Annotated in this window: 28 protein-coding genes and 2 pseudogenes; 21 read left to right on the top strand and 9 right to left on the bottom strand. The window is 71.9% G+C overall.

The features are described 5' to 3' along the window. The first annotated feature begins 35 nt into the window (after positions 1-35). Complete coding sequence (locus tag ABH929_RS15095) at positions 36-1,262, top strand: MFS transporter (RefSeq protein WP_404561791.1); 1,227 nt, start codon at positions 36-38, stop codon at positions 1,260-1,262. Here ABH929_RS15095 and ABH929_RS15090 read toward each other — a convergent pair. Next, on the bottom strand, positions 1,168-1,506 hold the full coding sequence (locus tag ABH929_RS15090) for a YciI family protein (protein WP_404561790.1): 339 nt from the start codon (positions 1,504-1,506) through the stop codon (positions 1,168-1,170). The genes ABH929_RS15095 and ABH929_RS15090 overlap by 95 nt on opposite strands. Positions 1,507-1,653: 147 nt before the next feature. Between ABH929_RS15090 and ABH929_RS15085 the strand changes: the two genes are divergently transcribed. From ABH929_RS15085 to ABH929_RS15065, 5 genes are all read left to right on the top strand, one after another. Continuing rightward, the gene (locus tag ABH929_RS15085; RefSeq protein WP_123673682.1) at positions 1,654-2,328 is read left to right on the top strand and encodes a peroxiredoxin-like family protein; all 675 of its coding nucleotides are present in this window, start codon (positions 1,654-1,656) and stop codon (positions 2,326-2,328) included. 10 nt (positions 2,329-2,338) lie between these two features. Continuing rightward, on the top strand, positions 2,339-3,613 hold the full coding sequence (locus tag ABH929_RS15080; protein WP_263091387.1) for a sensor histidine kinase: 1,275 nt from the start codon (positions 2,339-2,341) through the stop codon (positions 3,611-3,613). Continuing rightward, positions 3,595-4,275 (top strand): response regulator transcription factor, encoded by a 681-nt coding sequence (locus tag ABH929_RS15075; protein ID WP_263091388.1) that lies wholly within the window; start codon positions 3,595-3,597, stop codon positions 4,273-4,275. The genes ABH929_RS15080 and ABH929_RS15075 overlap by 19 nt, the downstream gene beginning before the upstream one ends. A gap of 272 nt (positions 4,276-4,547) precedes the next feature. Further along, complete coding sequence (locus ABH929_RS15070; RefSeq protein ID WP_404561789.1) at positions 4,548-5,429, top strand: ABC transporter ATP-binding protein; 882 nt, start codon at positions 4,548-4,550, stop codon at positions 5,427-5,429. After that, positions 5,426-6,502, top strand: a complete 1,077-nt coding sequence (locus ABH929_RS15065) for an ABC transporter permease (RefSeq protein ID WP_404561788.1) — start codon at positions 5,426-5,428, stop codon at positions 6,500-6,502. The genes ABH929_RS15070 and ABH929_RS15065 overlap by 4 nt, the downstream gene beginning before the upstream one ends. 138 nt (positions 6,503-6,640) lie before the next feature. Here the strand turns inward: ABH929_RS15065 and ABH929_RS15060 are convergent, their stop codons facing one another. Next, a complete protein-coding gene (locus ABH929_RS15060) occupies positions 6,641-7,144 on the bottom strand; it encodes a flavin reductase family protein (protein WP_404561787.1) in 504 nt (167 codons plus the stop codon). Further along, a complete protein-coding gene (locus ABH929_RS15055; RefSeq protein WP_404561786.1) occupies positions 7,141-7,656 on the bottom strand; it encodes an NADPH-dependent FMN reductase in 516 nt (171 codons plus the stop codon). Before ABH929_RS15055 ends, ABH929_RS15060 begins: the two co-directional genes overlap by 4 nt. Before the next feature lie 614 nt (positions 7,657-8,270). Between ABH929_RS15055 and ABH929_RS15050 the strand changes: the two genes are divergently transcribed. The 10 genes from ABH929_RS15050 to ABH929_RS15005 are packed head-to-tail and all read left to right on the top strand — an operon-like array spanning position 8,271 to position 19,471. Beyond that, entirely contained in the window at positions 8,271-9,452 is a 1,182-nt protein-coding gene (locus tag ABH929_RS15050) for a sugar ABC transporter substrate-binding protein (protein WP_404561785.1), read from the top strand. Further along, positions 9,449-11,062 carry a sugar ABC transporter ATP-binding protein gene (locus tag ABH929_RS15045; RefSeq protein ID WP_404561784.1) on the top strand — a complete coding sequence of 538 codons (1,614 nt, stop codon included), beginning with the start codon at positions 9,449-9,451 and terminating at the stop codon, positions 11,060-11,062. The genes ABH929_RS15050 and ABH929_RS15045 overlap by 4 nt, the downstream gene beginning before the upstream one ends. Next, the gene (locus ABH929_RS15040) at positions 11,062-12,099 is read left to right on the top strand and encodes an ABC transporter permease (RefSeq protein ID WP_263091464.1); all 1,038 of its coding nucleotides are present in this window, start codon (positions 11,062-11,064) and stop codon (positions 12,097-12,099) included. Before ABH929_RS15045 ends, ABH929_RS15040 begins: the two co-directional genes overlap by 1 nt. Positions 12,100-12,153: 54 nt before the next feature. Then, the gene (gene rutA, locus ABH929_RS15035) at positions 12,154-13,254 is read left to right on the top strand and encodes a pyrimidine utilization protein A (protein WP_263091463.1); all 1,101 of its coding nucleotides are present in this window, start codon (positions 12,154-12,156) and stop codon (positions 13,252-13,254) included. Next, the gene (locus ABH929_RS15030; RefSeq protein ID WP_404561783.1) at positions 13,251-14,162 is read left to right on the top strand and encodes a carbon-nitrogen hydrolase family protein; all 912 of its coding nucleotides are present in this window, start codon (positions 13,251-13,253) and stop codon (positions 14,160-14,162) included. Before rutA ends, ABH929_RS15030 begins: the two co-directional genes overlap by 4 nt. Next, entirely contained in the window at positions 14,159-15,844 is a 1,686-nt protein-coding gene (locus tag ABH929_RS15025) for an amidase (RefSeq protein ID WP_404561782.1), read from the top strand. Before ABH929_RS15030 ends, ABH929_RS15025 begins: the two co-directional genes overlap by 4 nt. 43 nt (positions 15,845-15,887) lie before the next feature. After that, a complete protein-coding gene (locus ABH929_RS15020) occupies positions 15,888-17,345 on the top strand; it encodes an MFS transporter (RefSeq protein ID WP_404561781.1) in 1,458 nt (485 codons plus the stop codon). A 46-nt stretch (positions 17,346-17,391) separates the two neighbouring features. Next, positions 17,392-18,015, top strand: coding sequence for an isochorismatase family protein (locus ABH929_RS15015; RefSeq protein ID WP_263091459.1), 624 nt, complete (start codon positions 17,392-17,394; stop codon positions 18,013-18,015). Further along, positions 18,012-18,656, top strand: a complete 645-nt coding sequence (locus tag ABH929_RS15010; protein ID WP_404561780.1) for a TetR/AcrR family transcriptional regulator — start codon at positions 18,012-18,014, stop codon at positions 18,654-18,656. Before ABH929_RS15015 ends, ABH929_RS15010 begins: the two co-directional genes overlap by 4 nt. Beyond that, the gene (locus tag ABH929_RS15005) at positions 18,653-19,471 is read left to right on the top strand and encodes a GntR family transcriptional regulator (protein ID WP_131846589.1); all 819 of its coding nucleotides are present in this window, start codon (positions 18,653-18,655) and stop codon (positions 19,469-19,471) included. The genes ABH929_RS15010 and ABH929_RS15005 overlap by 4 nt, the downstream gene beginning before the upstream one ends. A 15-nt stretch (positions 19,472-19,486) precedes the next feature. Here ABH929_RS15005 and ABH929_RS15000 read toward each other — a convergent pair whose 3' ends face one another. The 3 genes from ABH929_RS15000 to ABH929_RS14990 form a co-directional block, all read right to left on the bottom strand. Then, positions 19,487-19,717, bottom strand: a complete 231-nt coding sequence (locus ABH929_RS15000) for a helix-turn-helix transcriptional regulator (RefSeq protein WP_123341187.1) — start codon at positions 19,715-19,717, stop codon at positions 19,487-19,489. Continuing rightward, the gene (locus tag ABH929_RS14995; protein ID WP_404561779.1) at positions 19,717-20,328 is read right to left on the bottom strand and encodes a hypothetical protein; all 612 of its coding nucleotides are present in this window, start codon (positions 20,326-20,328) and stop codon (positions 19,717-19,719) included. The genes ABH929_RS15000 and ABH929_RS14995 overlap by 1 nt, the downstream gene beginning before the upstream one ends. Positions 20,329-20,420: 92 nt before the next feature. Continuing rightward, the gene (locus tag ABH929_RS14990; RefSeq protein WP_404561778.1) at positions 20,421-21,452 is read right to left on the bottom strand and encodes a YeiH family protein; all 1,032 of its coding nucleotides are present in this window, start codon (positions 21,450-21,452) and stop codon (positions 20,421-20,423) included. Positions 21,453-21,509: 57 nt separating this feature from the next. On the opposite strand from ABH929_RS14990, the gene ABH929_RS14985 reads away from it, so the two are divergent. Continuing rightward, positions 21,510-22,175 carry a hypothetical protein gene (locus ABH929_RS14985; RefSeq protein WP_404561777.1) on the top strand — a complete coding sequence of 222 codons (666 nt, stop codon included), beginning with the start codon at positions 21,510-21,512 and terminating at the stop codon, positions 22,173-22,175. A 15-nt stretch (positions 22,176-22,190) separates the two neighbouring features. Here ABH929_RS14985 and ABH929_RS14980 read toward each other — a convergent pair whose 3' ends face one another. Continuing rightward, entirely contained in the window at positions 22,191-22,796 is a 606-nt protein-coding gene (locus ABH929_RS14980; protein WP_404561776.1) for an LppP/LprE family lipoprotein, read from the bottom strand. 64 nt (positions 22,797-22,860) lie between these two features. On the opposite strand from ABH929_RS14980, the gene ABH929_RS14975 reads away from it, so the two are divergent. The 4 genes and pseudogenes from ABH929_RS14975 to ABH929_RS14960 form a co-directional block, all read left to right on the top strand. After that, a complete protein-coding gene (locus tag ABH929_RS14975; RefSeq protein ID WP_404561775.1) occupies positions 22,861-23,682 on the top strand; it encodes an alpha/beta hydrolase in 822 nt (273 codons plus the stop codon). 146 nt (positions 23,683-23,828) lie between these two features. Further along, entirely contained in the window at positions 23,829-24,173 is a 345-nt protein-coding gene (locus ABH929_RS14970) for a hypothetical protein (protein ID WP_205463089.1), read from the top strand. A 50-nt stretch (positions 24,174-24,223) separates the two neighbouring features. Next, positions 24,224-24,343: pseudogene (locus ABH929_RS14965) on the top strand (DivIVA domain-containing protein); the annotation flags it as partial. Between the two features lie 39 nt (positions 24,344-24,382). Beyond that, positions 24,383-24,502 (top strand): annotated as a pseudogene (locus ABH929_RS14960) (DivIVA domain-containing protein); the annotation flags it as partial. Positions 24,503-24,607: 105 nt separating this feature from the next. On the opposite strand, the gene ABH929_RS14955 reads toward ABH929_RS14960, so the two are convergent. Together ABH929_RS14955 and ABH929_RS14950 are read right to left on the bottom strand one after the other, a co-directional pair. Then, positions 24,608-25,759 (bottom strand): Gfo/Idh/MocA family protein, encoded by a 1,152-nt coding sequence (locus ABH929_RS14955; protein ID WP_205463090.1) that lies wholly within the window; start codon positions 25,757-25,759, stop codon positions 24,608-24,610. Beyond that, positions 25,756-26,589: a sugar phosphate isomerase/epimerase family protein gene (locus ABH929_RS14950; RefSeq protein WP_404561774.1), complete on the bottom strand. Its 834-nt coding sequence runs from the start codon at positions 26,587-26,589 to the stop codon at positions 25,756-25,758. Before ABH929_RS14950 ends, ABH929_RS14955 begins: the two co-directional genes overlap by 4 nt. Between the last annotated feature and the right edge of the window lie 193 nt (positions 26,590-26,782).

Below are 26,782 nucleotides of genomic sequence, written 5' to 3'. Positions count from 1 at the left end.
CAAAAGTGAAACGATCGTTTTCGTTACGACAGTGGGTGCTCCTCGGCAGCGGGCTGGCCCTGATCGCGGCGACGTACGGGCTGGTACGCCTGGCGTTCGGCCTCTTCCTGCCCGACGTCCAACGCGACCTCGGCCTGCGCCCGGACGCTGCTGGGTGGGTCTCCTCGGGGGCCTCGGCGATGTACTGCATCGGCGCGGTGGTCGGGTTCCTGGTCGCCGCACGCGTCCCCCGGGTGCTCGTCGCCGCAGCCGCCGCGGTCGCCGGGGTCGGTGCGCTCGCGATGGCAGCGGCGCCGGGGCCGTGGCCCTTCGGGATCGCCGCCGTGGTCGCCTCCACCGGGGCCGGGCTCGCCTCCCCGGCCCTCGTGCAGCTCGTGTCACGCGCGGTGCCCGGTTCCGCGCAGGGAACGGCGCAGGCGGTCGTCAACTCGGGGACCGGTCCGGGGCTGGTCGCCGCCGGGGCGCTCGCACTCGTGCTCCTGCCGGACTGGCGGACGGCCTGGGCGTGGTCCGGGGTCTCCGCGCTCGTCGTCGGCATCGTGCTGTCGGCGGTGTCCCGTCGGAGCGGGTCCGGCGGCGACCGGCCAGCCGCACCGGGGACGGCGTGGTTCGCAGCGCACCGACGGGTCATCGTGCTCGCGCTGCTCTTCGGCGCCGGGTCGGCGGTCGTGTGGACGTACGGCCGCTCCGCGCTGGTCGACGCGGGCGCGCCCGTCGTGGTGTCGGTGTCGGCGTGGATCGCGCTCGGGGTCGGCGGTGCTGCGGTCGCCGTGACGGCACGGTGGACGAGCGGACTCCGCGCACGGACGCTCTGGGCGCTGACCGCGGGCGCCGTGGCGGTGGCGGTCGTCGCACTCGGTACCGCGCCGCAGTCCACGGCGCTGGCGATGCTGGCGTGTGCGGTGTTCGGTTGGGGCTACACGGCCGCGACCGGCGCGTTGATCGCCTGGACGACCGAACTCGACGCTGCGCGGTCGTCGGCCGGGACGTCGATGCTCTTCGTCGCGCTCGTGCTCGGGCAGGCCGTGGGAGCGGCGGCAGCGGGAGCGCTCGTCAGTACGGCGGGCTACGCGGCGACGTTCCTGGTCGGGGCGGGCGTCACCGCGGCGAGCGCCATGCCCGCCGCGGTCGGCAGGCGCGGAGGCCCTCCGCACGGTGACGCCGCCGTCACAGGAGCGGACGCAGCTCGATCTTCCGGTTGCACGCCTGCGACGCCTCGTGCGCCACACGGAGCGCGGTCTCGGCGTCCGGCAGCTCCATGACCCAGAACCCCGCGACGAACTCGGAGCTGTCGGCCACCAGTCCGGGCGTGGTGTCCGAACCGCCACCGCGGGCGTCGACGACGGTGCCGTCGGCGGGCGCGGACACCCCGGCGGCGAACACGACGGCGTCACCCAGGCGTTCGTTCAGGGCGTCGACCGCAGTGGCCTCGGCCTCGGTGGCGGACTCCGTCCGACCGGCGGCGACGGCCTGCCCGTCGTCGAAGACGTTGACGAGGAACTGCATGGTGACTCCCCTGCTCGTTGGCGGGAGGCTACTCCCCGACCACCCGCTTCCGTGACGCTCCGTGACGGGCGACGGGACCGCGAACCCTGGGACGTGCCTACGCTCCCTCCGACGGCGACCCGGCCGCCCACGACCACGGAGTACCCGATGCCCCACGACACCATCGCTCGTCGAGTCGACGAGTTCAACGCCGGCTTCACCGCGCAGATCGGCCCCGAGCTCAGCGCCGTGTTCGACCGGGAACAGGCCGACCTGCGTGCCGACGGCGTCCCCGACGGCGTCCTCGCCGTCGGGGACGACGCGCCGGATGCTCCGCTGCTGGACGCGACGGGCGCCGCCACCTCGCTGGGCGCCGCGCGTTCTGACACGCCGACCGTGCTGGTGTTCTACCGCGGCGCCTGGTGCCCGTACTGCAACCTCACGCTCCGCACCTACCAGCAGGAGCTGCTCCCCGCACTGCAGGGACGCGGGGCACGCCTCGTCGCCGTCTCGCCGCAGACCCCCGAGGGCACCGAGCTGTCGATCGCGAACGGCGAGCTGGCGTTCCCGGTCCTGTCCGACCCGGAGAACGTGCTCGCCGGTCGGTTCGGCGTCGTCACGGCACCGAGCCCGGAGGCTCGAGCAGCCCACACGGAGCTCGGGTTCGACGTCGCCGACAGCAACGCCGACAGAACCGCCGCGATCCCGTTCCCCTCGGTCTTCGTCATCGACGAACACGGTGTGGTCCGGTTCGTGGACGTGCACGTCGACTACACGACGCGCACCGAGGTCGCAACGGTCCTCGAGGCCCTCGACGGCCTGGACGAGGGCGGCACCCGCTAGCGTTCTCTGCATGGGGACGACGACGGAGTGGTCGCGGCTGCCCGTGGGGCGCCGCGAGCACCGGCAGGACGCCGTGCTCGCGCTCGTGCTCGCCGCGGGCCTGGCCGTCACCACGGTCCTGTACGGGTCGGCCGGGACCTACGGCGACGACCAGGCGGCCTGGTGGGTCTCGGCGCTGATGATCGTCGCGAACGCCGTCCCGATCGCGTTCCGCCGCCGGTTCCCGATGTCGGCCGCCGTGGTGTCCGCGCTGGCGTTCGCGGCCACGCAGCTGCTGCAGGTGCCCGAGGTGTTCCTGGTCAACTTCACCCTGTTCATCTCGCTGTACTCGGTCGGCGCGTGGTGCTCCGACCGGGTGCGTGCCGAGGCGGTCCGGTGGGTCGTCATCGGCGGGATGTTCGCGTGGCTGTTCATCGCGATCTCGTTCGGGTGGGCGGTGCCGAACGCGCTGCCGAACGACGAGGGTTCCCTCATCCCGCCGTACATCGCGTACTCGCTGCTGAACATCGTGATCAACGTCATCTACTTCGGTGCCGCCTGGTACGCGGGCAACCGGGCGTGGGCCTCGGCGGTTGCCCGGCACCAGCTCGACGAACGCACCGCGGAGCTCGCGGCCGAACGGGAGCGCAGCGCCGCCCAGGCCGTGACGATCGAGCGCGTCCGGATCGCCCGCGAACTGCACGACGTCGTCGCCCACCACGTGTCCCTGATGGGCGTGCAGGCCGGCGCTGCCCGACGGGTCATCGACCGTGATCCCGACCAGGCGACGGCGTCGCTCGGCGTGGTCGAGGAGAGCGCGCGCACGGCAGTGGAGGAGCTCCGGCGGATGCTCGGCACCCTGCGGTCGGCAGACGAACCGGGCGCCGGCGACCATGGTGTCGGGGACGCTCCGAGCACCGAGGGCATCGCACGCATCGCCGAGCTCGCCGAGTCCGCCAGGGTCGCCGGTCACCCGACCGAGTACGTGGTCGTGGGCGACGAGCGTCCCGTGCCGCCGACGGTCGCCGCCGTGGCGTACCGGATCGTGCAGGAGGCCGTGACGAACGTCCTCAAGCACGCCGGCCCCACCGCCCGCGCGGACGTCCGGCTCCGGTACCTCGACGACGGCGTCGAGGTCGAGGTCACCGACGACGGGCACGGCGACCGTGCTGCGCGGAACCCGTCGGGCAGCGGCCTCGGGCACATCGGCATGCGGGAGCGGGTCGCCGCGGTGGACGGACGGATCGAGATCGGGCCACGCGCCCGGGGAGGCTACCTGGTGCGGGCATGGCTGCCGACGACCTGACGATCGTGCTCGCGGACGACCAGGAGCTCGTGCGCGCCGGGTTCCGCGTGATCCTGGAGTCCGAGCCGGGGTTGCGGGTGATCGGCGAAGCCCCCGACGGAGCCCGTGCGGTCGAGGCCGTCCGGACCCTGCGCCCCGACGTGGTGTGCCTCGACGTGCAGATGCCCGGCGTCGACGGGCTCGAGGCCGCTCGGCGGATCGCGGCGTTGCCGGACCCGCCGGCGGTGCTCATCCTGACGACGTTCGACAGCGACGACGCGCTCTTCCAGGCGCTCGAGGCGGGTGCCAGCGGCTTCCTGCTGAAGAACGCCTCCCCCGAACGGCTGATCGACGCCGTCCGGACCGTCGCCGCCGGGGACGCCCTGCTCGCCCCCGACGTCACGCGCCGGGTGATCAGCCGGGCGACGGCGGCCCCGGCTGCGAGCGGCCGTGCCCCCGACCGCTCCGACGCCGCCGCCCTGGCAGCAGCCGGGCTCACCGAGCGCGAGACCGAGGTGCTCCGGCTGCTCGCCCGGGGGCTCAGCAACGCCGAGATCGCCGCCGAGCTGTACGTCGGTGACGCCACCGTGAAGACCCACGTGTCGAACGTGCTCCAGAAGCTCGCGCTGCGGGACCGGATCCAGGCCGTCGTCTGGGCGTTCGAGCACGGTGTCGCCGGCTGACCGAGGCCGACTCGCCGACCGACCGGCCGCCGCCGCCGCCGCGAAGTCCGACGTTCCACGAGACGTTCGACGCGTGGAACGTCGGAACATGCACACGCATCCGGCCTGGAGGCACGTCGCGGCACCACGGGACGACGCCGCCCACCCGCCCCCTCCCCCGCGCGGTGGAGCCGACCACCCGCCCGAGTCCCGCCGGACGGCGGAGGCGCCCCGGGCCTCCCGGCCAATAGCGTCGACGCAGGCGGCGCAGGCCGTCGCGAGAGGGGTACGACATGCTCACCATCGAAGGGGTGACCAAGCACTTCGGCGACCGCCGGGTGCTCGACGACGTGGGGTTCACGGTCGGCAACGGCCGCCTCACCGGGTTCGTCGGCGGCAACGGCGCCGGCAAGACGACCACCATGCGCATCATGCTCGGTGTGCTGCAGGCCGACGCGGGATCCGTCTCGATCGACGGCACCGTGGTCCGGCCCGCCGACCGCCGCCGCTTCGGCTACATGCCCGAGGAACGCGGGCTGTACCCGAAGATGCCGGTGGCCGAGCAGATCACCTACATGGCCCGGTTGCACGGCGTCGACAAGCGCGCGGCGACCACGCGGACCACCGAGCTGCTCGAACGGCTCGAGCTGACCGGCCACGCCGACGACGCCGTCGAGAAGCTGTCGCTCGGCAACCAGCAGCGGGTGCAGATCGCCGCGGCCCTCGCCCACGATCCCGAGGTGCTGGTGCTCGACGAGCCGTTCTCGGGCCTCGACCCGATGGCGGTCGACACGGTGCTGGGCGTCCTGCGCGAGACCGCGGCGCGCGGGGTCCCGGTGCTGTTCTCGAGCCACCAGCTGGACGTCGTCGAACGGCTCTGCGACGACGTCGTCGTGATCGCGGGCGGCACCATCCGTGCCGCCGGCCCGCAGGACGAACTCCGCAAGCAGGCAGGGCCCGCCGCCTGGGAGCTGCTGGTCGACGGCGACGTCGCCTGGCTCCGCGACGAGCCCGGTGTGACGGTCCGCGATTTCGACGGCGGCTACGCCGTCTTCGAGGCCGACCCGTCCACCGCCCAACACGTCCTGCAGCGGGCCGTCCAGCACGGCACCGTCGGGTCGTTCGCCCCGCGGGTCCCGCGGCTCAGCGAGGTCTTCCGGGAGGTCATCCGATGAACGACTCCTTCGTGCAGGCCGTGCGGCTCGTCTCCGCACGCGAGATCCAGGCACGCATCCGCAGCAAGGCCTTCGTGGTCTCCGCCCTCATCCTGATCGGCATGGTCGTCGCGTCCATCGTGGTCGGCGGGATCGTCGGCAAGGCCACCGCCGACGACACCACGCCGGTCGCCGTGGTCGACGGCGTCTCCCTGCCCACCACGAGCGGACTCGACGTCACGAAGTCCGGTTCCGTGGCCGACGCCGAACAGCTCGTGCGGGACGGCGACGTCGACGCGGCGGTCGTGCCGTCCGACGACCCGCTCGGCTACAAGGTCGTCGGACTCGACGAGGCCCCGACCGACGTCGTCTCCGCGCTGAGCGTCACACCGCGGATCGAACTGCTCGACCCGGACGCGCTGCCCGGCGGACTCGTCTACCTCATCGCCATCGCGTTCGGCGTCGTGTACTTCGCCTCGGCCGTGACCTTCGGCCAGTCGATCGCGCAGAGCGTGGTCGAGGAGAAGTCGACCAGGGTCGTCGAGATCCTGATGTCCGCGATCTCGGCCAGGGCGCTGCTCGCCGGCAAGGTCCTCGGCAACAGCGTGATGGCGTTCGCGCAGATCGTCGCCGTGGCCATCGCCGCGGTCGTCACCCTGGCGGTGACCGGGCAGGACAACATGTTCTCGATGCTCGGCCCGAGCATCCTGTGGTTCGTCGGGTTCTTCGCCGTCGGCTTCGTGCTCATCGCGTCGCTGTTCGCCGCGGCGGCCGTGCTGGTGTCGCGCCAGGAGGACGTCGGCAGCGTCACCACGCCGGTGATGATGCTCGTGATGATCCCGTACATCCTGATCATCGTCGCGTACAACAACCCGACGGTGCTCGGCATCATGTCGTACGTGCCGTTCAGCGCACCGATCGGCATGCCGATGCGGATCTTCCTCGGCACGGCCGAGTGGTGGGAGCCGATCCTGTCGCTCCTGATCGTGGTCGCCGCGGTGGTCGTGGTCGTCCTGGTGGGCGCCCGCGTCTACGAGAACGCGCTGCTGCGGACGGGCAGTCGCGTGAAGCTGACGGAGGCGCTGCGCGGCTGACGCCGCGATCTGACCGGGAGGCCCGGATCACGTGAGCAGGTCAGCTCACGTGATCCGGGCCTCCTGTCCGTTGCCCGGTGTCGGTCCGGCACGCAGCGCCGGTCCGACACGCAGCGCCGGTCCGGCACGCAGCGCCGGTCAGGCGCTCAGCGTCGCGAAGGCGGACCGGTGCCAGACCAGCGGGCTGTGCGCGAAGTCGGACATGAGTCCGAGCACCCGGAGCACGACGATGTCGTGGTCGCCGGCGGGGTACGTGTGCTCGACCGAGCACTCCAGCCAGATCGGGGCCCCCTGCAGGAAGACCGCTCCCGTGTCGGAGACCGTCGTGTCGACCCCGACGAACCGGACCGACTTGTCGCGTGAGGCGAGCTGCCGCGTGACCTGTGCGTGCCCCTCGCCGAGGATCGAGACGCCGATCGTGCCGGCGTCGCGGAGCACCGGCCACGTGGTCGAGGTGTGCTGCACGGCGAACATCACCAGCGGTGGGTCCTGCGAGACCCCGACGGTGAACGACGACGCGACGAGCACGGTCGGTTCACCGTCCACGACGGCGGACAGGGCGGCGACACCGCAGGGGAAGCCCGAGAACGCCTGCTTGAGTGCGGAGAGGTCAGGGGCCTCGGTGGAGTAGGGGCTGATCATGACGCGGTTCCTTCCGGGTGGCTGACGGTCGCACCGAGGACGACGTCCCGCCAGCGGGCGAGCCAGACGTCGGTCGACGCGGGGTCCGAGTACTGCTTGTCGTTCAGGTACAGGGCGGGGGCGGGGACGGTCGCGCCGAGTTCGACCAGCACCGGTTTGAGGAAGACCTCGGGGGCGAGCGCGTGGGCCGGACCGGCACCGAGCATGAGCGGCACCGCGACGACGCCGGCGAGCCCGTCTCCGGTGCCGAACTGGTCGAGGAACAGCTTGAGCACGCCGGTGTAGGTGGCCTTGAACGTCGGCGACGCGACGACCACGAGGTCGGAGCCGGCGACGGTCCGGACGGCGTCGGACACCGCTGTGTCGCCCCAGCCGAGCAGACCGGCGCCGAGGTCGATGACGTCGACGACGTGGTCCGGGGCGCGACCGGTGAGGCGTTCGAGCACGACCGTCGCGGCGTCGAGCGTCCGTGAGGCCGGCTTGGGGTTGCCGGCGACGACGGTGGTGATCATCGGGGTGCTCCTGTCGTGGTGGCGGGGGAGGTTCGTTGGTGCAGTCCACCGCTCGTTCGTTTCGCCGCCGTGCCGGATCCGTATCGGCTGGGTTACGCCAGCGGCCCCCGGACCGGCGACGCCGGAATGTCCCGGTCAGCCGGGCTGTGCGGCCGGGGACCCGGGGCATTCCGCCAGCCGTGGTGCGCGGTCGCCGCCTGCGACTTGTGAGAGCGCCGTTACCGGAAGTCGCCTCGGATGCGTCCGGCGTGTTTCGCCCCGCCGTCGCCGCCCCGTCACCGCCCGGATCCGTGCGGGCGCGGGCCTCGGTGGCGCAGTCGTCCGCCGCGGAACCACGCGGCTGACACCCCGCGCGCACCATCGCGGCAGGTGGCCTAACACCAGCGAAACAAACGCCTAACAGGACCGTTACCGGGCGACCGCCTGCTGGCTCCCCGCTGCCGTTACATTCGCATCAGCCCCACTGCAGCGGCCGGCGTCACCCCGACGCCCCGCCGCCGGTGAACGTCTCCCGGCTCCCTGCACACGCCACCCCGCGCCGCGGGGTGTTCGTCGTACCCGCTGCAGCTTCCCCGTACCTTCCCTGCTCCACCCGTCCAGGAGGTCCCCGACCGATGTCGTCCCCCGCACCGTCCCGAACGCGTCTCCCCCGTCCCGCGCTCCTCGCCGCCGCACTCTCCGGCGTGCTGTTCCTGTCCGCCTGCTCGGCCACCTCGACCGCGTCGACGAGCTCCGGCGACGACACCGCCGGGGTCGAGCACGCCACGAGCCAGATCGAGGCGGCCAGCGTCGACCCCGAGTTCACCTTCGAGGGCGAACCCTTCGACATGTCGGGGATCGCCGGCAAGACGATCTTCAACATCCCGAACTCGTCCGCCGTCCCCTTCATCACCGCGGTCGACGAGGCCGGCGAGAAGGTCGCCGAGCAGTACGGCGCGAAGTGGATCGAGTACACGAACCAGGGCACGCCCACCGAGCACTCCGCCGGCATCGACCAGGCGATCAGCCGCGGCGCCGACATCATCGTGCTGGCGCAGGGCGTCAACGGTGAACTCATCGTCCCGGCGCTGAAGCGTGCGAAGGCCGCGGGGATCCCCGTGCTGATCAGCCACACGTACCAGACCGGCGAGGCGCTGCCGGACCAGCTGCAGGACCTCGTCGCCGCGCAGGTGACCGCCCCGTTCCACGAGGCCGCGAAGCTCAACGCCGACTGGGCCATCAAGGAGACGAAGGGCCAGGGCGACGTCCTGATCATCACGTCCTCCGAGGTCCCCCCGTCCGACGGCATCGTGCAGGCGATGCAGGACGAGTTCGAGGCGCAGTGCGACGGCTGCACCGTCAAGGTGACGAACGTGCCGGTCGCCGACTGGGCGACGAAGATCTCGTCGACCGTGCAGTCCGCCGTGCAGTCCAACCCGAACCTCGACTACGTGCTGCCGGTCTACGACTCGATGACCCTCTACGTCGAGGCCGGCGTGACCGCGGCGGGCAAGACCGGCCAGGTGTTCACCTCGTCGTACAACGGCACCCCCGCCGTGCTGAAGATCCTGCAGGACGGCAGCGTCCTCACGATGGACATCGGCGAGAACATGGAGTGGCTCGCGTACGCCACGCTCGACCAGGCCGGCCGCATCCTGACCGACACCCCGATCATCGAGGACGGCGACGAGAAGACCCCGCTCAAGGTCTTCACGAAGGACAACGTCGACGAGACCGGCACTCCGCCGGCGCCGAGCAAGGGCTACGGCGACGCCTACAAGACCGGGTACGAAGCCATCTGGGGCGCGGCGAAGTGACCGCCACGCCGGTGCTGCGGATCAGCGGACTCACGAAGCGCTTCGGCGGACTGACCGCACTCGACGACGTCGACCTCGAGGTCCTGCCGGGCCAGGTCCACGCGCTCCTCGGCGAGAACGGCTCCGGCAAGTCCACCCTCATCAAGATCCTGTCCGGCACCTACGCGCCGGAGCCGGGAGCGACGATCGAGGTCCGTGGCGCCCGACTGCCACTGCCGGTGCCGCCCGGGTACTTCCGCCGCGTCGGGATCAGCTTCGTCCACCAGGACCTCGCGCTCGTCCCGTCGCTCGGCGTGACCGAGAACCTGCGGCTCGCGACCGTCGTGGCCGGCCGGGGCCCCTTCGTCCGCTGGGGCGCCGAGCACCGCGCCGCCGCCGAGCTGTTCGCCCGGTACGGGGTCGACATCGACCCCCGCGCACGGATCGACGAGCTCTCCGACACCCAGAAGGCGCTCGTCGCGATCCTGCGGGCCGTCGCCGAACTCGGCGACGACCGCGCGCTCATCGTGCTCGACGAACCGACGGTGTTCCTGCCGAAGGAGGACGCCGACCTGCTGTTCCGGGTCGTCAAGGACCTCGTCGCGGACGGTCGCACCTCGGCACTGCTGGTGTCGCACGACATGTCCGAGGTCCTCGAGCACGCCGACCGGGTCACCGTCCTGCGGGCCGGCCGGGTCCAGGCGCACCGTGACACCGCCACGACGACGGCCGACGAGCTCGTCGCGCTCATCGTCGGCCGCGGGCTCGACGGCGCCGCCGCCAGGACCCCGCGTCCGGCGACCACCGGTGACGCCGTCGTGGCGGTCCGAGACCTCCGGGTCGGTGTCGTCGACGGCCTGTCGTTCGACGTCGCGGACGGCGAGGTCGTCGGCATCACGGGCCTCGCCGGCTCGGGCGTCGAGGACGTGCTGCCCGGCCTGTACGGCGCACGACCTGCGACCGGTTCGCTCACCGTGCGGGACCACGAGGTGCAGGCAGCCCCGATCGACCTGGCCCGGGTGTCGCCCGGTTCCTCCATCGCCCGCCGTGTCGTGTACGTCCCCGCCGACCGCAAGCGCGAGGGCGGTGCGCTCACCCTGTCCGTCGAGCAGAACGTCACGCTCCCCGTCCTCGGGAAGCTCCGCGGACTGCTCGGCCTCTCGCCCGCGCGGGAACGGTCGCACGTCGCGGGACTCGTCCGTGACTACGACGTCCGACCCGCCGACCCGTCCGCCCTGTTCGGCACGCTGTCCGGCGGCAACCAGCAGAAGGCCGTCCTGGCGAAGTGGATGCAGGACGACCCCCGGCTCGTGCTGCTGCAGGAACCGACCCAGGGCATCGACGTCGGCGCCCGTGCTGCGATCTTCTCGATGCTCCGCCGGAGTGCGGAGCAGGGCGTCGCAATCGTCTGCGCCTCCACCGACTACGACCAGCTCGCGCAGCTGTGCGACCGCGTCGTCGTCCTCGCCCACGGTCGCGTGCACGACGTGCTGACCGACGGACGCGTCGACCGCGACGTCATCGCGGCCGCCGTCGTGGCGAGCCTCGTCGACGCGGCCGAACCCGCCGCGCCGTCCCCTGCTGCTCCGTCCCCTGCTGCTGTTCCCTCCCTCGTCAAGGAGAACGCCTGATGTCCACCACCGCCGACCCCGTCCTCGAGACCTCGATCGTCCGTCCGACCCGCCCGCGCTTCTCGTGGGGGCACACCGAGCGCTACGCCCTGCTCGGTGCCTGGCTCGTCATCGTCATCGCGTTCAGCATCGTGCTGCCCGACACGTACCCGACCCTCGGCAACCTGCAGAACATCCTCGGGTCCCAGTCGGTGCTGCTCATCCTGGCGCTCGGGTTCCTCTTCCCCCTGACCGCGGGCGAGTTCGACCTGTCCGGCGCCTCGACGATGTCGCTCTCCGCCATGACCATCGCCGTGCTCAACGCGAAGATGGACGTCCCACTCGTGCCCGCGATCGCCGCCGGTCTCGTCATCGGCGTCGTGGTCGGGCTCGTCAACGGCCTGCTCACCGTCGGCTTCCGCATCGACTCGTTCATCGTCACGCTGGGCACCTCGACGTTCATGATCGGGATCATCCAGTGGATGAGCGCCTCGTCGTCGGTGACGGGCATCGATCCCGCCCTGGTGCAGGCCACGGTCGGGTGGCGCGGGCTCGCCGGCCTGCCGCTGGCCTTCGTGTACGGCCTGATCGCCACCGTCGTCGTCCTGGTCGTGCTGAGTGCCACCCCGGTCGGCCGACGGCTGCTGTTCGTCGGCACCGGCCGAACCGTCGCCGAGCTCTCCGGGCTGAACGTGCGACGGCTCCGGGTCGGTGCGTTCGTCGGCGCCGGCCTCACCGCCGCGGTCGCCGGGGTCGTCTACGCCGGCACGCTCGGCGGCGCAGACCCGTCGAGCGGACAGTCGTTCCTGCTCCCCGCGTTCGCCGCCTGCTACCTCGGCGCGACCGCCATCATCCCGGGCCGCTTCAACGCGATCGGCACCTTCATCGCCGTGTACTTCCTGTTCTCCGGGGTCGTCGGCCTGCAGATGCTCGGCGCCGACAACTTCGTGCAGCAGCTGTTCTACGGCGGCGCCCTCATCGTCGCCGTCGCCGTGTCGCAGACCATCCGGCGGCACTCCGTCGCGACCGCCGCCAAGGCCGCCGCGAAGCGTTCCTGACCCACCTCGTCCTCCCCTCCCTGCTCGACACCCACCACAGAAAGCGAGTCCCCCATGGACATCGGAGTCTTCATCCCGATCGGCAGCAACGGCTGGCTCATCTCCACCACGTCGCCCCAGTACAAGCCGTCCTTCGACCTGAACCTCGAGATCGTGCAGAAGGCCGAGGCGTACGGCTTCGACTTCGCGCTGTCGATGATCAAGCTGCACGGGTACGGCGGCCCGAGCGGATTCTGGGACGAGAACCTCGAGTCGTTCACGCTGATGGCCGGTCTCGCCGCCCGCACCGAGCGGATCCGCCTGTTCGCCACCACCGCGGTCCTGACGATCCCGCCGGCGATCGCGGCGCGCATGGCGGCGACGGTCGACTCGATCTCGCACGGTCGCTTCGGGCTGAACCTCGTCGCGGGGTGGCAGAAGGCCGAGTACGACCAGATGGGCCTGTGGCCCGGCGACGACGTGCACTTCAAGCGCCGCTACGCCTACCAGACCGAGTACATGCAGGTCATGAAGGAGCTCTGGGAGCACGGCGAGTCCGACTTCAAGGGCGACTACTTCACGATGAACGACTGCAAGATGCTGCCGAAGCCGACCGGACACATCCCGATCGTCTCGGCCGGCCAGTCGTCCCAGGGCATGGCGTTCGCCGCCCAGTACTCCGACTACAACTTCTCGATGGGCGTCGGCGTGAACACCCCGACCGCCTACGCCGACCAGAACAAGGCCCTCATCGAGGCGCGGGCGAAGACCGGTCGCGACGTCGGCTCGTACGTGCTGTTCATGGTCATCGCCGACGAGACCGAGGAGGCCGCCCAGGCCAAGTGGGCGCTCTACAACGACGGCGTCGACGTCGAGGCGATCTCGTGGATGACGGGCCAGGCACTCACCGACACCGAGGGCGAGGAGGGCAACACCGCCAAGCGGATCTCCCTGCCCGAGGGCGCCGTGAACATGAACATGGGCACGTTGGTCGGCTCGTACGAGCAGGTCGCGGCGATGCTCGACGAGGCCGCCGTCGTCGAGGGCACGAAGGGCATCATGCTCGTGTTCGACGACTTCCTGCAGGGCATGGACGACTTCGGCACGCGCATCCAGCCGCTGATGCGCACCCGCGAGGGCGTGGAGTCCGTCGCCCCGAGCGCGGTCACCGCATGAGCGCCGCATCGAGCCGACCGGTCATCGAGGTCGCGGTGGTGCAGGCCGGACAGACCCCGGCCGACGGCGACGCCGCGCTCGACGAACTCATCACCCTGTTCGAACAGGCGGCCGAGGGCGCCGACCTCGTCGTGTTCCCCGAGCTCTGCACCACGCCCTACTTCTGCGGCGTGGTCAACGACAGCCGCAAGGCCTGGGCGCAGCCCGTCCCCGGCCCGGCGACCGCACGGTTCGCCGCCGCGGCGAAACGTCTGGGTACCGCCGTCGCCTTCGGCCTGTACGAGGACGCGGGCGACGCGCAGTACAACAGCGCCGTGCTCATCGACGCCGACGGCACGCTCGTGCACGGTACCGACGTGCACGGCGAGCAGGTGGCGTCGTACCGCAAGACCTCGATCCCGACCAACGCGATCTCCGACGTCGACGAGAAGCACTACTTCGCCGCCGGCTCCGGACCGGTCGTGTTCGACGCGCTCGGCACCCGCTTCGGCATGCTCATCTGCTACGACCGGAGCTTCCCGGAGTACTGGCTCGCATCGCGGGCCGCCGGTGCCGAGGTGATGCTCGTGCTGGTGTCGTCGATGGGCTTCCGCGAGACCCTGTTCACCCAGGAACTGCAGGTCCGCGCGCTCGAGACGCAGACGTGGATCGTCGCCCCGAACCGCGGTGGCGAGGAGACCGTCGACGGCAAGACCGTGAGCTACTTCGGTCGGTCGTCGGTCGTCTCACCGCGGGGCGACCTGGTCGTCTCGGCACCTGCCCACCAGGCGGGGCCGATCATCCGGGCCACCGTCGACGTCGGCGAGGTCGCGGCGGCACGCGACGACTTCCCACTCGGACGCGACCGCCAGCCCGGGGTGTTCCGGTACCTCGCCGACGCCCACGCACCGGCGGCGGTCCCCGCATGACGGACGTCGCCGCCGTGGTCCGCGGCACCATCGCCCCGCAGCTCGACCGGGCGCTGGCCGCCAGCCGCGCGAACCCGTTGCCGGCCGCCCCGTCGGCGCTGCGCGCGGAACCGGCACACAGTGCGCAGCTGTTCGACCGGCTGCTGGGCGCCGCGATCGACGCTGCGCCCACCGCAGCACGGCCCGAAGACCCGCCGTCGGCATCCCGCCCCGCCGCCGACCCCGCCGCCGACCCCGCCGCCGACCCCGCCGCCGACCCCGCCGCCGACCCCGCCGCGGCCACGGTCGTCGAGCTCCTCGACGCCTACCGTTCCGGCACCACCACCCCGTCCGCCGTCCTGGCCGCACTCGCTCCACACTGGACGAGCGACGACGTCTGGTCGGACGCGGTCCTGCGCCTGGTGGACGGGGCCGAGGCGGCCGCCGCCGAGTCCACCCGTCGCTGGGCGAACGACGAGGCCCGACCGCTCGAGGGCATCCCGTTCGCCGTGAAGGACATCATCGACGTCGCGGGGACGATCGTCACCAGTGGCTCGCTCCAGACCGGCGACCGTGTGGCCCCGGCCGACGCGACCGTCGTGGCCCGACTCCGTGCAGCCGGCGCGATCCCCGTGTTCACGGCGGCCACGACGGAGTTCGCCTGCGGTGGGCCGCACAACGCCCGGTACGGTGCCGTGCGGAACCCCTGGGACCCCGAGCGCTGGACCGGTGGCTCGTCGACCGGGTCGGGTTCGGCGCTCGCCGCCCGGATCGTCCCGTTGGCGCTCGGATCCGACACCGGCGGGTCGATCCGCGTGCCCTCTGCGCTCTGCGGCACCACCGGGATCAAGCCGACCTACGGCCTCGTGCCGCGCACCGGGGTCGCGAGCCTGTCGTGGACCCTCGACCACGTGGGTCCGATGGCCCGCTCCGCCGAGGACCTCGCGCTCGTCCTGGCGGTCGTCGCGGGGTCCGACGGCGAGGACCCGACGTCGTTCACCGCCGTCCCGCTCATCGAGGCGGCACCGGAACGGGTCGAGGGGCTCCGCATCGGGGTGCCGCGCGGCTGGTTCACCGAACGCGTCGACACGGCGGTGCTCGACGCCCACGCCGCCACGACCGAACGGTTCCGCGGACTCGGGGCGACCCTCGTGCCGATCGAGTTCGACGACCTCGAGTCGATCGACGCGGAGTGCTGGACCGTCTTCTACGGCGAGCTCGCCGCGAACCAGGAGGCGAACGCCGCCACGGCCGACCTGTTCGACGCCGGGACCCGCGTGCGGTTCGACGTGTCGTTCCTGCCGACCGCGGCGGACTACCTCCGGGCACTCCGCCGCCGCCCGCTCGTGCAGGCCGCGATGGTCGCCCGGATGGACGAGGCCGGCGTGGACGTGGTGCTCACCCCCGGCATCGGGGCCACCGCCCCGCGACTCGACGACCTGACGATGTCGGTCGATGGCGAGCGGTTCAACCTGCACGACGTCGTCCCCCGGAACACCCGCCTGTTCGACTACGTGGGGTTCCCGGCGCTGATGATGCCGGCGGGCACCGCGCCCGACGGTCTGCCCGTCGGCGTGCAGCTCGTCGCGCGGCCGTGGGACGACCGCCTGGTGCTGTCCGCCGCCGCCGCCTTCCAGCGGGTCACGACGCACCACCGCCTGGTGCCGCCGTCGTCCGCCGTGCGAGGGCCGACCGATCAGTAGCCGCACCATCGACGAGGGCGTCGCCCGACGACGCGCCTGGCAGGTGCTCTGCGCATCGAGCCTGAGCGTCGTCCTCGTCTTCATCTCCTCGAGCGCCCTCCTCGTCGCACTCCCCGACGTCAGCCGCGACCTCGACGCCAGCGCGGTGCAGTCCAGCTGGGTGCTCCTGAGCTACATGCTCACCACGACCACCCTGATCCTGGTCTTCGGACGGATCGCCGACCTGGTCGGCCGGCGGCGCCTGTACATCGCCGGCATCCTCGTCTTCCTGCTCGCCTCGCTCGCGTGCGGGTTCGCCCCGGACGCCGCCGTCCTGCTCGGTGCCCGGCTCGTGCAGGGCGTGGGTGCGGCGGCCATCGTCACGAACACGACCGCACTGCTCACCGACGTCTTCCCGGAGTCGATCCTGTCGCTCGGCCTCGGCCTGAACGCCACCGTCGCCGCGGTGGGGCAGGTCATCGGCCCGGTCGTGGGCGGGTTGGTCGCCGAGTCCTTCGGGTGGCGCTGGATCTTCCTCGCCGGCGTGCCGATCTCACTCGCCGGACTCGTCTGGTCGCTCCGGTTGATCCCGCACAGCACCCGTCCCCGTTCCGGCGAGCGCCTCGACGTACCGGGGTCGATCCTGTCCGTCGCGGCCGTCGGCCTGCTCGTCGGTGCCGTCTCGATCGGCGGCTCGATCGGCTGGTCGGCCGTGCCCGTCGTGGCGATGGCCTCGGGCGCAGTGGTCCTCGGTGGCGTCTTCGTGTGGGCCCAGCGGCGGGTCGCACACCCGCTGGTCGACCCGGCGATCTTCCGCGACCGCGCCACCATCACCCTGTTCTCCGCCGCCGGGCTCTGCGCCCTGTCCAGCTACGCGCTCGTGCTGCTGGCGTCCCTGTCGTTCCAGGCCGTCGACGGCAAGGACGCCGTCGAGGCCGCCCTCTGGGTGCTCCCGACCCCGATCGGCACGACCGTCGCCGCCGTGAGCGCCGGGTTCCTCGCCCGCCGAGTGGCCGCGCGGACCCTGTCGACCATCGGCATGCTCCTCATCGCACTCGGCGCCGCGGTGCTCGCGGTCTCGCTCGCCGACGGCAGCGCCTACGTCGTCACCGCCACCGGCCTGGGCGCGGTCGGGGTCGGGACGGGCGTGTTCATGACGCCGAGCACGTCCGCACTGATGACCCGGGTCCCGGAACACCGACGCGGCATCGCCAACGCCATCCGCTCCGCCCTGCAGAACGCCGGCTTCCTGTTCTCGACGGCCCTCGGACTCGCGATCGCGACGGGTGGACTGTCCGCCTCCCAGGCGGCAGCCGCCTACGACGGCAGCCTGCTCGGTCTGCCGGCCGGCGACGTCCAGGTGTTCGTCGACGGCGTCCGCGCCGCAGCGCTGACCTTCGCCGGCTGCGCGGCCCTCGGCGCGCTCATCGTCGCGTTCGGTCCGTTCGGACCACCCGACCGGGAGGCACCACTCCGGCCCGACAGGTCGGGTCCGGTCCCCGAGCCGGGGGCGTCCACGTGACCGTCCCCACCCTGGCAACGACCACCCACGACGGAAGCAGGACCCCATGACCGACGACCACCAGGACTACGCGGCGGCCGGGTTCACCGGCGCGCTGCAGCCAGGACGACGCGCCGCGCTCGTCGTCGTCGACCCGGTCCGCGCCTACGTCGACCCCGACTGCGGGCTCTACGCCGGGGTCGAGGAACCCGTCGAGCGGATGCGGGAGCTCACGACCGCTGCCCGCGCCGCCGGGGTGCACGTGGCGATCACCACCATGGCACTGTCCGCCGACGGGTCGAACGCCGGGGTGTTCTTCCGCAAGGTGCCGGCGCTCGCCGCGTACCTGCCGGGGGCGTCCACGGGCGCGTTCGTCGACGGGCTCGAGCCCCAGGCCGGGGACACCCTGGTGCCCAAGCAGTACCCGAGTGCGTTCTTCGGCACCTCGCTGGCCGCCGACCTCGTCGCCCGCGGTGTGGACACCCTCTTCATCGCGGGGCTGTCGACGAGCGGGTGCATCCGCGCGACCGCCACGGATGCCATGCAGCACGGGTTCGTCCCGATCGTCGTGCGCGAGGCGGTGGGCGACCGGTTGCCGAGCGTGCACGAGGCGAACCTGTTCGACATCGCCGCCAAGATCGGCGAGGTCTGGAGCATGGACCGGGTCCTCGAGCACTGGGACGCGGCATGAGCCCCGCGACGAGCACCACGGCGAGCACCGAGGCGCCGGCCCGCGGTCGGCCTCGGAGTGCCGCCGTCGGCGAGTCCGTCTACACGGCGTGCGTCGAGATCCTGGCCGAGGGCGACCCGCGCGCGTTCACGATCCGGGCCGTCGCCGACGCTGCCGGGGTGGGGGCGGCGACGATCTACCGGCGGTGGTCGAGCAAGGAGGTGCTGCTCACCGAGACCGTCATCCGGTTGATGGAGGAGCACATCCCCACGATCCAGGACGCCCCGATCGCCGAGGGTGTCCTCGGGCTCACCCGGGGGTGGGTGCACGCCCTGGTCGCGACGCCGGTCGGCCGCGCACTCCCGCTCATCGTGGAGACCGCGTCGCACGAGCCGCGCGTCGCCGAGGCCGTCACCGAGTGGCACCTGGACCGACGGTTGCGGGTGAACGCGATGCTGCAGCGGGCGATGGACGCCGGCGACCTGCGCCCGGACGTCGACCTCGGCATCGCCGTCGACCTGCTCGGCGGGCCGACGTTCTACCGACGCGTGTTCGTCTCGCTCGACATCCAGGCGCCCGACTACCCGGTGCGACTGGCCCGGGAGTTCCTGCGATGGGCCGGCTGGACCGGCGACGTCTCGACGGTGGGGGTGGCCTCGTGACCGGGATCGTGCCGGAGGAGTTCGCCCCGACCGCGGCCTGGACCGACATGGGCGTCGGGACGACCCCGTCGGCGCCGGGGCACTGGATCGGGTTCAACCGACGCTCCGACGCGGCGCGCCAGGTGTCCGACCTGATCCGGGCCGACATCGTCGCGGGCCGGTTCACCGGCCCGCTGCCGTACGAGTGGGAGCTGCTCGACCTGTACGGCACGACGCGGAACGTCCTGCGGGCTGCGCTGACGTTGCTCAAGGAACAGCGGCTGCTCACCCGTGCACCGCGATCCGGCACGTTCGGTGTCCGGCCCGTCGCCTCGGTGAGCCTGGCCCGTACGTCCGACGAGGTCACGATCTACGGCGAGACGGCCGGCGGCAGCGTGTTCGAGTCACCCCGGCTCAGCATCGTGCACCTGTGCGTGCAGCAGGTGACCGCGCCGGAGACCGTCCGGCGCAACCTGCAGATGACCGGCAGCAGCGCGTTCTTCGTCGAGAGCCTCATCTCGTTCGACGGCGAACCGAGCCGGGTCCGGACGAGTTGGGTACCGCACGAGCGCTTCCCCGATCTGGTCGCCGAGCCGCTCACCGAGTACGTGCCGGACGTGCTGGTCCGGAAGGCCGGTGCGCGTCCGGAGGCCCGGCGGCTGCTGCTGAGCACCGTGAACGCCGACCAGTGGACGGCCGACCTGCTGGACATCGACCCCGGTCAGGCGATCTTCCACATCGAGCGGTTGATGTGCCTGGCGGACGGGACGCCCGTCGAGTACGGGTTCTCGCGGTACCGCGGCGACCGGGCGGTGATCGACTCGCGGATCATCTGAACCGTGCGCCCGGGCTCAGTCGGTCCGCACCGAGAAGACGTCGCCCGGCTGGCACCCGAGCTCCTGGCAGAGCCGGGTGAGCGTGGAGAAGCGGATCGCGCGTGCCCGGTTGTTCTTCAGCACCGACAGGTTCACCACGGTCACCCCGACCCGGTCCGCGAGCTCGGTCAGCGTCATGCCCCGAGCGGCGAGCAGCTCGTCGAGGTGGCAGACGACCGCGTGGCCGTCCTCTTGTTCCGGGGGCATCAGACCAGCCCGGACTGGTCGCGCACCATCCGCTGCGAGGCGGTCAGGGCGAACCGGAAGCAGATGACGACGAGCAGGCCGAGGTACACGGGCACGAACTGGTGGTCGACATCGGGCGTCGGCAGGCGCCCGTCCCAGCCGAGCCCCGACACCACCCAGTTCCACCCCATCCGGCGGACGAACTGGGGCACGAACCCGGCCACGAGCACCACAGCCGCGAGCCAGTCGAGGATCCGGGTCGTCGACCGGTCGAACAGCCCACCGCGCGAGATCTTCCACGCCACCGCCGCCACGAGGGCGATGAGCGCACTGACGAACAGGACCTCGAGCGCATCACCGACCCGGATGTACCCGATCGCCCCCGCCGGCACGTCCGCGATCGGGGCCCGGAGCACGAGGTGGTCGGCGGTGACGGTCGCACCGCCGGGCGGCTGCGGAACGTCGCTCGTCGCGGTCATCCGGACGGGCACGGACACCGTTCCGGAGCTGACCGAGCGGACGAGCAGGTCGACGTACCGCCAGACGACGAGCGCGATGCCGATCACGCAGCAGGCGACGTAGGCGAGGTAGGAGTTCCGGCCGCGGGGCGGTTCGTACACGGGTGCGGTCATTGCGTCTTCCCCTGTCGATCATCGATACCATCGAATTTCGATACAACGATAAACGATGGGTACGACCGGTGCAAGCCCCGTCTCGCTCCGACCTACAGCAGGCCGAACACCGCCTGCGCCGCGAGGCTCGTGCCCGCCACCAACACCCAGAGCGCGATACCGAGCAGCATCGGACGGAAGCCGGCACGTCGCAGCGCCGCGAAGTCCGTCGAGCACCCGATCGCCGCCAGGGCCACCGTGATGAGGAACGACGCCGCGGTCGAGAACTCCGGGGCAGCGTCAGCCGGCAGCACCCCGACGGTCCGGAGCAGCACCACCACGAGGAACCCGATCAGGAACCACGGGACCAACCGGAACACGCGGAACCCGCTGCGCGACCCCGTGTCGGGCGCGACCTGCTCGCGGGAGGCGCGTCGGGCCTCCAGTCCGGCCAGCCCGATGACGATCGGGATGATCATCAGGGTGCGCACCAGCTTCACGACGACCGCCGTGTCGGTCGCCTGGCGACCGTAGACCGTCGCGGTGGCGACGACGGACGACGTGTCGTTCACCGCCGTCCCCGCGAACACGCCGAAGGCGTGCTGGCTGAGGCCGAGGGCGTGGCCGAGCAGAGGGAAGGCGAACACCGCGGCGATGTTGCAGAGGAAGATCGTCGACATCGCGTAGGCGACGTCCGCGCTGACCGCACCGATGACGGGCGTGACGGCCGCGATCGCGGACGCACCGCAGATGCCGGTCCCCACGCCGATCAGGGTGCGGAGGGCGCCCGACACCCGGAGCAGTCGGCCGATCCCCCACGCTGCTCCGAGACACACGACGAGCGTCGTGAGCATCACCGGCAGGGTCTCACCGCCGATGCGCAGGACCTCGCCGATCGACAGCTGCGCGCCGAGCAGGACCACCGCGAACTGCAGCACACGGCTCGACGAGAACTTCACGCCGGGGGCGAGTGCCGCCAGGTCGCCGCCGGTCCGACGGCGGACGAGCCAGCCGAGCACCGCGCCGATCAGGACGGCGGGGACGGGTCCGCCCACGACCGGGACGACCGATCCGATCAGGGTCGCGACGAGGCCGATCGCGACGGCGACGGCGACACCGGGAGCGGCGGTGCGGGCGAACTGCATGGGAACAGCATCTCGTGCTCGCGGCCGTGGTGCGGTCCAGCCGGGCAGGATGGCGTGGTGGAGTACTCGGGCGAGCGGTGGGTGCAGCGGCTGCGTGACGGCGAGATGCCGAAGCGGTGGCCGTTCCTGGTCGGCCTCGCGATCGTCACGGTGACCGGCGGGATCGGGGTGTACTTCTCGGCGACCCACCTCGACGGCATCCTGCACTCGGACGCCCGACGCCCGTTCGCCGTGCCGTTGTTCTCGGTGCTGCTGCTCGGGTTCGGACCCGTGGCCGCGGTGCTGTCTTGGTTGCGCGGGCGGCGCGACCGCGTGGTGCTGGACCGGATCCGCCGGAACGGGACCACGACGCGCTTCCACCTGCCCGTCCTCCGCACGGGCCCGTACGCCGCCGACGACTTCCCGGACCCGAGGCCGGAGCTGTGGACGGTCGACGCGGCGGGCCTCCACGCGTGGTCACCCGAGCGCGACGATCCCGTGTTCGACCTGGTGTGGGACGACGTCCGGACGATCGAGCTGGCCTCGACGGACGTCCGCGGACAACGCACCGATACCGGCATCTGGATCGTCACCGAAGCAGTGGGCCGGTTCGTGCTGCTGCCGCGCGCAGTCATCGGGCGGCCGTTCGGCGCGAGCGTGACGAAGATCCACATCCTGATGCAGGTGCTCCGGTCGCTGCGGCGGGAGTTCGATCCGCACCACGGAGCGCGCGAGCGCCGCTGAGCCACCGACGCCGGGTCAGCCGACGGGCGGGACCTCGCCGGTCATGTCGACGCGCTCGGTGCCGTCGTTCCAGATGTACGTCGCGGTGGTGCGACCGGATGCGTCAGCGTTCGCCTCGTTCGCCTTCGCGTACGTGTAGGTGACCTTGATCGAGGCGTCGGCCAACCGCTCGATGGCCGGCTCGAACGCGTACTGCTCGGACGTCGCGGTGCCGAGGTACCGGCCCTGGTGGAAGAGCAGGATCGCGTACGGCGACCCCGCGGTGCCGAACTCGGGCGCGACGACGGACCAGGACAGGGTGGCGCAGGCGTCGTAGCCGGTGTAGTCGGCGTTCGCAGCGTCCCACTTGGTGTCCTCGAGGCCGGCGGGCGAGGGCAGCGCAGCGACCCCGGCGGCTGCTGCCTCGGAGCCGGTCGCGGGACCACAGGTCGGGGTGGGGGTCGGCGTCGGTGTCGGCGTGCTCGTCGGCGACGGGGTGGCTGCCGTGTCCGTCGGCGCCGCGGTCACGGTCTCGGTGACGGTCGGGGTCGCGTCGCCACCGTCCCCGCCACCGGAACAGCCGGTCAGCAGGGCGACCACGGCCGCGCCGGTCAGGAACAGAGCAGTCTTCGAGGTGCGCACCACTCCACGGTGCACCGACGGCAGTGTCGGCGCTCGCATCGTTACCGGCCCGTAGTCTGCTGGCATGCGGGGACAGGGCATCGGGGCATCGGCGGACGTCGTGGACGACCACGTCGTGGGTCCGCACGGACCGGTCCCGATCCGGCGCTACCGCCCGCAGGACCCCGCCCCAGCTCCGACGCTGGTCTGGCTGCACGGGGGTGGGTTCTTCCGGGGCAGCCTCGACCTGCCCGAGTCGGACGCCGTGGCCCGTGCACTCAGCGCCCGCGGCATCCCGGTGATCACCGTCGACTACCGCCTCGGTCCGCTGCCCGGCATGCCCTGGATCGGGCGGACGGGTCCACGAGCACGCCGACGTGCACCGCACGCGCGGGACGAGGTCGTAGCGGTGCTCCGCTCGCTCGCGGAGGAGTGCCCGGCCGGCCTGGTGCTCGGTGGCGCGAGTGCCGGCGCATGCCTCGCGGCGTCGGCGGTCGCCGCTGGCCCGCCCCTGGCCGGCACCGTGCTCGCGTACGGGTTCTTCCACGCGCGACTCCCCCGCGACCCAGCGGTGCAGCGCCTCGTCCGCGGGCACCGGCGGATCACGCACGCTCCACTGTTGCTCGACGCCGCGAACCGCACCTACGCCGGGCCGCTCGGCGCCGGAGCGTTCCCGGCACCGGAGGACCTCAGCACGTTCCCGCGCACCCTGGTGCTCGACGCCGAGCGGGACACGATGCGCGCATCCGGCGACCGGTTCGCACGGCAACTCGGTGCCGCGGGGGTCGATCTCGAACGTCACGTCCTGCCCGACAGCCGGCACGCCTTCCTCAACCGACCGGGCAGCATCGACTTCGCGGCTGCCGTCGACCTGATCGCTTCGTGGGTGGTCCGCCGACCCGACTGAGCGATCGAGCGTGTGCGACCGTCGGACATTCCGGTGACGCCACGGCGAACCGGACGTATTCTGCTGTCGGAAGCAACGGCGGTTCCGAACACCCTTCGCCACGTTCACCGTCGTGGCGTCCCGCCTCTGCGACGAAGAGTCCAACCGTGACCGAACACCTCATCGAGTACGTCGCCCGTGACCGCACGGGCATCACCGCCGTCGTGACGACCACCAGCGTCATCGACGTCGACACCGTGATCCAGCACATCAGCTCCGGCCACACCGGCTACTACGTGGCTGCCGACTCCTGGAAGCGCACGCCGGTCCGGAGCATGTCGTTCATCGGCGGCACCTACCTGTTCGCGAACTGGGACGGCTCGAAGCGGAACATGCTGCACGACCTGGCGTTCCGGTCGCCGACGCGCGCGGTCCGGACAGAGGAGCCGACGGAGACCCGCTTCGCGCGCTTCCTCAGCGCGGTGTTCGGCCGCCGACTGCCGCAGCCCTGACCCCCGCCTACCCTGCCGCTGCCGCTGCCGCTGCGCACGTCCGTGAGAGCATGACGGGCATGCAGAAGGGGGAGCACATGCTCGCGAAGGACGTGTCCGACAAGCGGTTCCGACCGACCAAGTGGCGGGAGGGCTACGACCAGGGTGAGGTCGATGCGTTCCTCGACCGGATCCAGACCACCCTCGCCGGGTACGAGCAGGGGCGGCCGGTGGATCCGCTCACGCCGGATGACGTGACCGCCGTGCGGTTCCAACCGACGAAGTTCCGCGAGGGCTACGACCAGGACCAGGTCGACGACTTCCTCGACCAGGTCGTCGTGGCACTCCGCTCGCACGCAGCTCGCTGAGACCGGCGCCGACGCAGAACGACATCCCCGTCGTCGTACGACGTCGGGGATGTCGTTCCGGGTCGATCCCGCCAGTCGAGCGAGCCCTCAGACCTGCGCGCCCTCCAGCGTCGCCGCGAGCGGGTCGAAGTCCTCGGGCAGCGACGCGATCGGTGCGACGGTCGACTCGACCTCGATGAACGAGCGGGCGGCGATCGACTCCTCGACCGCGACCATGGTGTCGAGCACGTGGTACCCGACCTCGCCGGTCGCGATGTGCGACCCACCACCGCGGATCGCCCGCGCCATGTCGAGCACGCCGAGCCCACGGCCGACGGTGGGCTCCTCGTCGAGCAGCACGTCCCACTCCTGCGAGAAGGGGAACGTCGCGTCCGCGGTCAGCGGTCGCGCGATCCGGATCGGGTGCCCACCACCGAACGTGTTCGGGTCGGGCAGGACGATCGTGCCCTCGGTCCCGTTGACCTCGAACACGCCGTGGCGGAACAGCGGGGTGTCGAACGACAGCAGCGACTGTGCGTTGCCGCCCTGCTCGAACGAGGTCAGGACGGAGACATGGGTCGGCACCTCGACGGGGAACGAGTCGCCGGCGTTCGGTCCGACGACCAACTGCCGCGTCGACCGCGACTGAGACCCCGTCGCGACGACGGAGTCGATCGGTCCGAGCAGGTGCACGAGCGCCGTGAAGTAGTACGGGCCGATGTCGAACAACGGGCCCGCACCCTTGGCGTAGAGGAACGACGCGTTCGGGTGGAACACGTCCGGCCCCTGCCACTGCATGCTCGTGACCGCGGTGAGCGGGGTGCCGATCACACCGGCCTCGATCGCTCGCTTGGCGGTCTGCCAGCCCGGGCCGAGCACGGTGTCGGGGGCGATGCCGAGCTTCAGGCCGAGGGAGTCGGCGAGTTCGACGAGCGATGCGGCCGAGGCACGGTCCACGCCGATCGGCTTCTCGCTCCACACGTGCTTGCCGGCACGCAGTGCGTCCATCGAGACGGCGACGTGCGTGGCGGGGAGCGTCAGGTTGATGACGATCTCGACGTCGGGGTCGGCGAGCACGGATGCGCCGTCGCCCGAGGCCGCGACACCCCACTTCGAAGCCGACGCCGCGGCGCGCTCCGTGTCGATGTCGCCGATCCGGACGACCTCGACGTCGGGGAACGTCGTGAGGTTCGCCAGGTACTGCTCGCTGATCATGCCGGCGCCGATGAAGCCGATGCCGACGCGTCCGGTGCGGGTCATGCGGACACCTCCGATGCGGACGACGAACCGGCCGGCGCGAGCTGTGCCGCGAGCCACTCGTACGACTGCTGCACGCCGTCGAAGACGTCCCCGTCGAACCCGTCGAACTCGATGACGGCGTACTCGAGCGCCGTCGCCGCACGCAGCGCCTCGGCGAGCCGGACGTCGCCCTGGCCGGCCGGGGTCTGGTCGGTGGGGATCGTCGCGGTGGAGATGTCGTCGCGCATCGGACCGTCCTTGACGTGCACGGCGACGATGCGGTCACCGAGCTCCTCGATGAACGCGACGACGTCGATGCCCGCGGCCGATGCCCAGTACAGGTCGAGCTCGAGCACCACGGCCGGGTCGAGCAGCGACGCGAGCACCTGCAGCGCGGGCTGCCCGTCGATCTGCGGACGGAGCTCGTGGTCGTGGTTGTGGTAGCCGACGCGCAGACCGTGCTCGGCGGCCTCGACGGCGGCGGCGTTCAGTCGTGCGGCGACGCGCTCGACGCCCCCGCGGGTCGTCCACGCGTCGGGCCCGACGAACGGATCGATGACGATCTCGAGGCCGAGTTCCTTCGCCGCGGCGAACGTGTCGGCGTGCGACGGAGCGGTCATCACGGTGCCGTCGGGCAGCGGGATCGTCTCCTCGACCAGGAACGCGTGGCCGGTCTTCGCGGTGATGCCGTAGGCGTCGAACGCGGACTTGAGCTGCGGTGCTCGGTCCACGAACGCGAACGCCTCGACGGTGTCGAAGCCGATCTCGGCAAGGCGGCGGACGCCGCCGTCGAGGTCGGGCTCCAGCGCGGCGTTCACCGTGTAGAGCTGCAGGGAGATGGCGGGAGCCATGTCGGGTCCTTTCCGGGGGTGGTACAGGTGACTGCCTGGAGGCGGGGGGGGGGGGGGGGGGGGGCGGGCGGCGGCGCGGCGGGGGGGGGGGGGGGGGGGCGGGGGGGGGGCGCCCGGGGGGGGGGGGGGGGGGGGGGGGGGCCCCCGCCGGCGCGGGGGGGGCGGGGCGTGGGCGGGGGGGGGGCGGGCGGGG

It is taken from the genome of Curtobacterium sp. AB7, assembly GCF_044909335.1.
Lineage (GTDB): Bacteria > Actinomycetota > Actinomycetes > Actinomycetales > Microbacteriaceae > Curtobacterium.
This window is presented reverse-complemented; position numbering and strand designations above follow the sequence as displayed.

What these genes read in the sequence shown, in the direction of transcription:
- ABH929_RS15090 (WP_404561790.1), bottom strand. Translation starts at nt 1,506, where the DNA reads ATGCAGTTCCTCGTCAACGTCTTCGACGACGGGCAGGCCGTCGCCGCC.
- ABH929_RS15010 (WP_404561780.1), top strand. Translation starts at nt 18,012, where the DNA reads ATGAGCCCCGCGACGAGCACCACGGCGAGCACCGAGGCGCCGGCCCGC.
- ABH929_RS15075 (WP_263091388.1), top strand. Translation starts at nt 3,595, where the DNA reads ATGGCTGCCGACGACCTGACGATCGTGCTCGCGGACGACCAGGAGCTC.
- ABH929_RS14955 (WP_205463090.1), bottom strand. Translation starts at nt 25,759, where the DNA reads ATGACCCGCACCGGACGCGTCGGCATCGGCTTCATCGGCGCCGGCATG.
- ABH929_RS14950 (WP_404561774.1), bottom strand. Translation starts at nt 26,589, where the DNA reads ATGGCTCCCGCCATCTCCCTGCAGCTCTACACGGTGAACGCCGCGCTG.
- ABH929_RS15080 (WP_263091387.1), top strand. Translation starts at nt 2,339, where the DNA reads ATGGGGACGACGACGGAGTGGTCGCGGCTGCCCGTGGGGCGCCGCGAG.
- rutA (WP_263091463.1), top strand. Translation starts at nt 12,154, where the DNA reads ATGGACATCGGAGTCTTCATCCCGATCGGCAGCAACGGCTGGCTCATC.
- ABH929_RS14990 (WP_404561778.1), bottom strand. Translation starts at nt 21,452, where the DNA reads ATGCAGTTCGCCCGCACCGCCGCTCCCGGTGTCGCCGTCGCCGTCGCG.
- ABH929_RS15070 (WP_404561789.1), top strand. Translation starts at nt 4,548, where the DNA reads ATGCTCACCATCGAAGGGGTGACCAAGCACTTCGGCGACCGCCGGGTG.
- ABH929_RS15085 (WP_123673682.1), top strand. Translation starts at nt 1,654, where the DNA reads ATGCCCCACGACACCATCGCTCGTCGAGTCGACGAGTTCAACGCCGGC.
- ABH929_RS15040 (WP_263091464.1), top strand. Translation starts at nt 11,062, where the DNA reads ATGTCCACCACCGCCGACCCCGTCCTCGAGACCTCGATCGTCCGTCCG.
- ABH929_RS15030 (WP_404561783.1), top strand. Translation starts at nt 13,251, where the DNA reads ATGAGCGCCGCATCGAGCCGACCGGTCATCGAGGTCGCGGTGGTGCAG.
- ABH929_RS15000 (WP_123341187.1), bottom strand. Translation starts at nt 19,717, where the DNA reads ATGCCCCCGGAACAAGAGGACGGCCACGCGGTCGTCTGCCACCTCGAC.
- ABH929_RS14995 (WP_404561779.1), bottom strand. Translation starts at nt 20,328, where the DNA reads ATGACCGCACCCGTGTACGAACCGCCCCGCGGCCGGAACTCCTACCTC.
- ABH929_RS15065 (WP_404561788.1), top strand. Translation starts at nt 5,426, where the DNA reads ATGAACGACTCCTTCGTGCAGGCCGTGCGGCTCGTCTCCGCACGCGAG.
- ABH929_RS15055 (WP_404561786.1), bottom strand. Translation starts at nt 7,656, where the DNA reads ATGATCACCACCGTCGTCGCCGGCAACCCCAAGCCGGCCTCACGGACG.
- ABH929_RS15060 (WP_404561787.1), bottom strand. Translation starts at nt 7,144, where the DNA reads ATGATCAGCCCCTACTCCACCGAGGCCCCTGACCTCTCCGCACTCAAG.
- ABH929_RS15025 (WP_404561782.1), top strand. Translation starts at nt 14,159, where the DNA reads ATGACGGACGTCGCCGCCGTGGTCCGCGGCACCATCGCCCCGCAGCTC.
- ABH929_RS14975 (WP_404561775.1), top strand. Translation starts at nt 22,861, where the DNA reads ATGCGGGGACAGGGCATCGGGGCATCGGCGGACGTCGTGGACGACCAC.
- ABH929_RS15050 (WP_404561785.1), top strand. Translation starts at nt 8,271, where the DNA reads ATGTCGTCCCCCGCACCGTCCCGAACGCGTCTCCCCCGTCCCGCGCTC.
- ABH929_RS15015 (WP_263091459.1), top strand. Translation starts at nt 17,392, where the DNA reads ATGACCGACGACCACCAGGACTACGCGGCGGCCGGGTTCACCGGCGCG.